This is a genomic window from Stenotrophomonas sp. 3diitr2024 (assembly GCF_042136455.1).
In the GTDB taxonomy this organism is placed as follows: domain Bacteria; phylum Pseudomonadota; class Gammaproteobacteria; order Xanthomonadales; family Xanthomonadaceae; genus Stenotrophomonas; species Stenotrophomonas sepilia.
In genome coordinates this window covers 1-6,512 of the sequence record NZ_JBHHMJ010000670.1, presented here as the reverse complement: position 1 = coordinate 6,512, position 6,512 = coordinate 1, and the positions used below count along the sequence as shown (strand labels likewise).

At 66.5% G+C, this 6,512-nt stretch carries 6 protein-coding genes; 3 read left to right on the top strand and 3 right to left on the bottom strand.

Features of this window, described 5'->3' with window-relative positions:
- Together ABGA94_RS17120 and ABGA94_RS17115 are read left to right on the top strand one after the other, a co-directional pair.
- A partial coding sequence (locus ABGA94_RS17120) for a hypothetical protein (RefSeq protein ID WP_375367839.1) occupies nt 1-241 on the top strand: 241 nt, incomplete at its 5' end.
- Nucleotides 242-381: 140 nt separating this feature from the next.
- Entirely contained in the window at nt 382-1,182 is an 801-nt protein-coding gene (locus ABGA94_RS17115) for a MipA/OmpV family protein (RefSeq protein ID WP_069139331.1), read from the top strand.
- A gap of 39 nt (nt 1,183-1,221) precedes the next feature.
- On the opposite strand, the gene ABGA94_RS17110 is transcribed toward ABGA94_RS17115, so the two are convergent.
- The 3 genes from ABGA94_RS17110 to ABGA94_RS17100 form a co-directional block, all read right to left on the bottom strand.
- Nucleotides 1,222-1,767 (bottom strand): hypothetical protein, encoded by a 546-nt coding sequence (locus ABGA94_RS17110; RefSeq protein ID WP_262220780.1) that lies wholly within the window; start codon nt 1,765-1,767, stop codon nt 1,222-1,224.
- Between the two features lie 93 nt (nt 1,768-1,860).
- Nucleotides 1,861-4,446 carry an ATP-dependent chaperone ClpB gene (gene clpB, locus ABGA94_RS17105; RefSeq protein WP_005418568.1) on the bottom strand — a complete coding sequence of 862 codons (2,586 nt, stop codon included), beginning with the start codon at nt 4,444-4,446 and terminating at the stop codon, nt 1,861-1,863.
- A 181-nt stretch (nt 4,447-4,627) separates the two neighbouring features.
- Nucleotides 4,628-5,449 carry a DUF3014 domain-containing protein gene (locus ABGA94_RS17100; RefSeq protein ID WP_375367838.1) on the bottom strand — a complete coding sequence of 274 codons (822 nt, stop codon included), beginning with the start codon at nt 5,447-5,449 and terminating at the stop codon, nt 4,628-4,630.
- Between the two features lie 169 nt (nt 5,450-5,618).
- Between ABGA94_RS17100 and ABGA94_RS17095 the strand changes: the two genes are divergently transcribed.
- Complete coding sequence (locus tag ABGA94_RS17095) at nt 5,619-6,329, top strand: glutathione S-transferase (RefSeq protein WP_329915724.1); 711 nt, start codon at nt 5,619-5,621, stop codon at nt 6,327-6,329.
- Nucleotides 6,330-6,512: the final 183 nt, after the last annotated feature.

Below are 6,512 nucleotides of genomic sequence, written 5' to 3'. Positions count from 1 at the left end.
CCAACGCATCGCCGCCATCACCGCGCAGCCCGTTGATGCACCCGGCGGCACCGATGCAACGCTTGCTGCCGAGGTCGAGGCCGCCCTGCTGCAGGTCGGCTACCACGCCGAGGAAGCCGCCGCCAGAGGATCCCACCCTATCGTGGAGGTCCCGCCGTGCTGTCTGTGCCTGTCCGTTTTCCGCTCTTGTTCCCGCGTCGCCTGCCGCTGCCGCATGCACTGGCCGCTGGCTGCCAGCTGAACGCCCACGGGCGCAATTACAGTTGATTACAACTCCCGCACAACTGCGGACGGATCGGTCGCCGGCGTATCGCCACGCTAGCGACCCTGCAGCACTCGCCGGATGCGCGCGCTGCTTTCCTCCCATTGTCGAGAGTTTCCATGTCCCAGCTTCGCCGTTCCCCCGCCCTGCTCCACCTGGCCCTGTTGCCGCTGTTCGCCGCCCCGATCGCCCACGCCAAGGATGACCACTGGACCTTCGAGCTCGCCGCCGGCGGTGGCGTGGCGCCGCGCTACAGCGGCAGCGAGGAGTACCGTGCGACGCCTTCGCTGTCCTTCGATGTCACCTCGCCGGGGGGCTGGTTTCTGGGCACCAGTGGCATCGGCTGGGGCACGACCCTCGGCGAGCACACCCGCGTGCGCGCCTATGTCGGTGCCAGCGGTATCCGCAGGGACAAGGATTCGCTGCTCGGCGGTTCGGACTTCCTGCGCGGCATGGGCGATATCGATACCCGTCCCCTGGTCGGTGTCTCGGCTGGATATACGCTGGGCGAGGCCGTGCTGAGCGGCTCCTGGCAGTTCACCCGCAAGGACGAGGACAAGGCTGAGAACGGACTGGCTACCCAGCAGATCCACCTGAACCTGAGCATGCCGCTGTTCGACCTGGCCGGTGGCGTGGTCAGCGGCAGCGTCTCCACCGACTACGGCAACCGTGGCTACATGCAGACCTGGTACGGCGTCAGTCCGGAACAGGCCGCGCGCACCGGCTTTGCCGAGCACAAACCGAAGGCGGGCCTGGTCAGCGCCGGTGTCGGCCTGAAGTGGAGCCACCGCGTGGGCCGTAATGGCAACTGGTACATCTCGGCCGAAGGCACGCGCCTGCTCGGCGATGCCGCCGACAGCCCGATCGTGCAGAAGGCCAACCAGTTCGGCGTGATGAGCGGCTATACGCACCGCTTCTGATGCATGAAGGGCGCTGCGGGGCGCCCTCTTTCGCTGCGATCAGTGGCAGGCTTGTGCGGCGCCGCTGCCGCACAAGCCGACCTCGCGCAGCCAGCCGATCCACTGCACGACGTCGTCCTTCTCCGGCTCGGCGCGGAACGACTTCTGCACGGTGTGGAAGCCCTGCCTGCCCTGCATGCCCTTGATCCAGGTGAACTCCGGTTTGCCGGTGCCGGGGTTCAGCGGGCAACTGAGCATCAGCAGCGCGAATGGCCGTCCGCCCTCCTCGCCTTCGCGGATCCAGTGGCTCTGCGCTGCCGGACAGGCCACGCGCCACCCCGCCTCGATGATGCCGAGGAACTCGCGCGGACTCACATGGCCACTGTTCGGCGCATCATTGACAGTGACCATGTCGGTCCAGTCCTGCACGGTCTGGCCCTGCGGCACGTACTCGGTGATGCGGTTGCCTTGTGCGTCGGTGCTCTGGTGGGCCTGCTGGTAACCCTTCATCGGCGGCAGCTGGACCTGTTCGACGGCTGCAGCGTGTCCAGCAACAGCAGCGAGCGCCAGCGCCATGCAGAGTGAAACCCTTCGGGTAACGTCCATGCGGTTCTCCTCGTCCTTGCGAAAGTGAAACGGGATCATTGTGCCTTGCCAGGGCTTTGGTGGCGCGCCAGCCAGGGCAGGCGCGCCACCGGTTCAAGCCTTGGCGAAGACCAGGCGTCCCCCGTCGTTGCCGACTTCGATGGTGTCACCGTTGACGAAGGCACCGGACAGGATCTGCTGCGCCAGCGGATTCTCCAGCTGCGACTGGATCGCGCGCTTCAGCGGGCGCGCGCCATACACCGGGTCGAAGCCGACGTTGCCGAGCAGATCGAATGCCGCATCGGAGACCGCCAGCTTCAAACCGCGCTCGGCCAGGCGCTTCTCGAGCCCGCGCATCTGGATGCGTGCGATCTGCTTGATCTGCTGCTTGTCCAGCGGGTGGAACACCACGATGTCATCCAGGCGGTTGATGAACTCCGGACGGAAGTGCGCCTGCACCACGCCCATCACTGCTGCCTTCATCTGCGTGTAGGCCTCCGGGCTGTCGTCGCTGCTCATGTCCTGGATCTGATGCGAGCCTAGGTTCGAGGTCATCACGATGACGGTGTTGCGGAAGTCCACAGTGCGGCCTTGGCCGTCGGTCAGGCGGCCATCGTCCAGCACCTGCAGCAGGATGTTGAACACATCCGGATGCGCCTTCTCCACCTCATCGAGCAGGATCAGCGAATACGGGCGACGACGCACGGCCTCGGTCAGGTAACCGCCTTCCTCGTAGCCGACGTAGCCCGGGGGCGCACCGATCAGGCGGGCGACGCTGTGCTTTTCCATGAACTCGCTCATGTCGATGCGGATCATCGCGTCGGCACTGTCGAACAGGAACTCGGCCAGCGACTTGCACAGCTCGGTCTTGCCGACGCCGGTCGGGCCGAGGAACAGGAACGAGCCGGCCGGACGATTCGGATCGGACAGGCCGGCACGCGAGCGGCGTACCGCATCGGAGACGACCTTGATCGCCTCTTCCTGGCCGACCACACGGTTGTGCAGCACTTCTTCCATGCGCAGCAGCTTGTCGCGCTCGCCTTCGAGCATCTTGTTGACCGGGATGCCGGTCCAGCGCGAAACGACCTCGGCGATCTCCTCATCGGTCACGCGGTCCTGTACCAGCTTGAAGTCCTTGTGCTCGGCTTCCTGCGCGGCGGCCAGCTGCTTTTCCAGTTGCGGCAACAGGCCGTACTGGATTTCGCTCATCTTGGCGAAATCCTGGCGGCGCTGCGCAGCTTCCAGCTCCAGCTTGGCCTGCTCGACCTGTTCCTTGATCTTGGTGGCGCCCTGCAGCGCTGCCTTCTCCGACTTCCAGATTTCATTGAGATCGGAGAACTCGCGCTCCAGCGCATCGATGTCCTTTTCGAGATCGGCCAGGCGCTGCCGCGAGGCTTCGTCCTTTTCCTTCTTCAGCATCTCGCGCTGGATCTTCAGCTGGATTACCCGGCGTTCCAGGCGATCCAGCTCCTCCGGCTTGGAATCGATCTCCATGCGCAGTCGCGAGGCGGCTTCGTCCATCAGGTCGATGGCCTTGTCCGGCAGCTGGCGGTCGGTGATGTAGCGGTTGGACAGCGTGGCGGCAGCCACGATGGCCGGGTCGGTGATTTCCACACCGTGGTGCACGGCGTACTTTTCCTTCAGCCCGCGCAGGATCGCGATGGTGTCCTCCACCGTGGGTTCGCCGACGAACACCTTCTGGAAGCGGCGCTCCAGCGCGGCGTCCTTCTCGATGTATTTGCGGTACTCATCCAGCGTGGTCGCGCCGATGCAGTGCAGCTCGCCACGCGCCAGGGCGGGCTTCAGCATGTTGCCGGCATCCATCGCGCCATCAGCCTTGCCGGCGCCGACCATGGTGTGCAGCTCGTCGATGAACAGGATGATCTGTCCTTCGTTCTTGGCCAGGTCGTTGAGCACGCCCTTCAGGCGCTCCTCGAATTCACCGCGGAACTTGGCGCCGGCGATCAGCGCGCCCATGTCCAGCGACAGCACGCGCTTGCCGCGCAGGCCTTCGGGCACTTCGTCATTGATGATGCGCTGGGCGAGCCCTTCCACGATCGCGGTCTTGCCCACGCCAGGCTCGCCGATGAGCACCGGGTTGTTCTTGGTCCGGCGCTGCAGCACCTGGATGGTGCGGCGGATTTCCTCGTCACGGCCGATCACCGGGTCGAGCTTGCCGCTCTCGGCACGCGCGGTCAGGTCGATGGTGTACTTCTCCAGCGCTTGCCGCTGTTCCTCGGCATTCTCCGACTGCACGTTCTCGCCGCCACGCAGCTTGTCGATCGCAGCCTGCAGGCGGGTCTTGTCGGCACCGGCGGCGCGCAGCGCCATGCCCAGCGTGCCGCCGTCTTCCAGCGCCGCGAGCACGAACCACTCGCTGGCAATGAAGGCATCGCCGTGCTGCTGGGCCAGCTTGTCGGTCTGGTTCAGCAGGCGCCCCAGGTCATTGCCCATCGAGACGTTGCCGGCCTGGCCGGACACCTTCGGCAGTGCATCCAGCGCCTCGGTCAGGCGCTCGCGCAGCACCGGCACGTTCACCCCGGCCTGGGCCAGCAGCGGGCGCGTGCTGCCGCCCTGCTGGTCCAGCAACGCGCTGAACAGGTGAACCGGTTCGATGATGCTGTTGTCGCGGCCCACGGCCAGCGACTGTGCGTCTGCCAGCGCCTGCTGGAAACGCGAGGTGAGCTTGTCCATCCGCATTGCGAATCCTCATCGGTCATCAGGGCCGGCCCGCGCCGGCGATGCTGGGAAGATGCGGTTGCCCCACCCCGTTTCAAGGGTGGCTGCGACTGCACCCCGAGGCCAGTCAGCCTGCGGCCAGCATGCCGGAACGGGTGTGGTCGGCGCGTTGATCCCGATCAGTTCCGCGCGGTGCGCGGACTCAGCCGGTGATCGCGCTGCGGATCGCCCGCAGCTGCTGCTTGACCGCCCGCGCCTGCGCGGCGTCCATGCGCAACAGCGCCTTCTGGCCTATCGAGCGCGACTGCAGGGTGGAATCGACGAAGCGGTAGCGACCGCGCTCATCACGCTGCACCAATGGCGCCTGCACCAGTTCCGGGGTCTCCAGCAGATGGTCGATCACCGCCACCAGACGGTCGTTGAAGTAGCCCTCGGGCCGGCCCAGGTCGACGTAGGCCTGCTGGATCAACGGATAGAAGCGCTTGTACGCCGTAGCCGTTGCCGCTGGATCCAGCGCAGTGAAGGCCTGCACATAGGGCGCGTAACGCGCCGAGTTGCTTGCCGCGATGCGTTCCCCGCCCTCGCCAGGCTCGACCTGCAGGTTGCCCGGCAGCGGCCGTGCGGCCAGCGTCGGCGGCGGCACGCTTGGTTTGTCCAGGTTGTCGACCTGGGTGACCAGGCGCTGGATCAGGTGATCGCGCAGCAGCAGGGTCATCGGGCCCTCGCCCTGGAACAGCTGGCTCAATGCGCCCCAGGCAGCCGCATCACTGTCGGCCAACTTGGGCAGCGCCGGGTCAGCGGCGGCCTCGGTGTCCAGCGGATGCCTGATCGGCGGCGGTGCTGGCGCGGGGTCCGCGGCCGCCTGCGGTTGCGGCGGTGCGCTGGTGCTGGCGGGGGTTGAGTGCACCGGCACCGAAACACCGTCTGCCAGGTGCCTCAGCTGATCGCGGAACAACCAACCGCCCGCGCCGCCGATCACCACCACACCCAGCACCCAGGGCCATACCGCCTTTCCACTCTGCATGATGCAGCACCTCGTTTCACACGCATGGAGAAGGTGTGACCCCACCGGTTCCAGCCGGTTCCCTGCCTGTTCCGCTGCCGTTCGGCTTCGGCCCACGCCAAAGCCGCGCTCACGCCTGCTTTGCGTGCCGCGCGCGAGGCTGTGGGCCTTGTCCTGCGGAGACACTGCCATGCAGTATGCGCTGTACTACTGGACCGGTATCCAGGGCCGTGGCGAGTTCGTGCGCCTGGCGCTGGAAGATGCCGGCGCCGACTACATCGACATGGCGCGGGTGCACGGTGATGCGGTGATGCAACCGTTTCTCGACGGCAGCAGTGACGGGGCACAGCCCTTCGCGCCGCCGTTCCTGAAGGCCGGTCGCCAGGTCATTGCGCAGGTCGCCGCCATCCTGGACTTCCTCGGCCCGACGCTGGATCTGGTGCCGCAGGCCGCATCGCGGCGGATGCAGGCGTTGCAACTGCAGTTGACCATCGCTGACCTGGTGGCCGAGGTGCATGACACTCACCATCCGATCGCCGCATCAAAATACTACGAAGAGCAGAAGACCGAGGCCAAGGCACGTGCCGCGTCGCTGCGCAGCGAGCGCCTGCCGAAGTTCCTGGGCTACTTCGAACGGGTACTGGCCGCCAACGGTGGCCGCCATGCACTGCGCGAGCATTCCTATGTGGACCTGTCGCTGTTCCAGCTGATGAGTGGTCTGGACTACATGTTCCCGCGCCGCATGCAGGCACTGGCGCCCGCCGTGCCCCTGCTGCGCGCGCTGCAGGAGCGGGTGGCGAAGCGGCCGAACATCGCCGCCTACCTGGGCTCGGAACGGCGGCTGGCATTCAACACGAATGGCATCTTCCGCCATTACCCGGAGCTGGACGCCGAGCGGTAGTGCCGGCCGCTGGCCGGCAGAGCGCGCTGTAAGCATTCGCCGCCTGCAACACGCCCCTGTAGAGCCGAGCCATGCTCGGCTCAGAGCAGCCGAGCGCAGGCTCGCCTCTACAAGGCGGCAGAAGCAGAAGGGCCGGCAATGCGCCGGCCCTTGGATACCCATGAGCATGCCGGCCAACGGCCG

Coding starts and splice junctions, on each gene's coding strand:
- ABGA94_RS17095 (WP_329915724.1), top strand. CDS start 5,619: ATGCAGTATGCGCTGTACTACTGGACCGGTATCCAGGGCCGTGGCGAG.
- ABGA94_RS17110 (WP_262220780.1), bottom strand. CDS start 1,767: ATGGACGTTACCCGAAGGGTTTCACTCTGCATGGCGCTGGCGCTCGCT.
- ABGA94_RS17115 (WP_069139331.1), top strand. CDS start 382: ATGTCCCAGCTTCGCCGTTCCCCCGCCCTGCTCCACCTGGCCCTGTTG.
- ABGA94_RS17100 (WP_375367838.1), bottom strand. CDS start 5,449: ATGCAGAGTGGAAAGGCGGTATGGCCCTGGGTGCTGGGTGTGGTGGTG.
- clpB (WP_005418568.1), bottom strand. CDS start 4,446: ATGCGGATGGACAAGCTCACCTCGCGTTTCCAGCAGGCGCTGGCAGAC.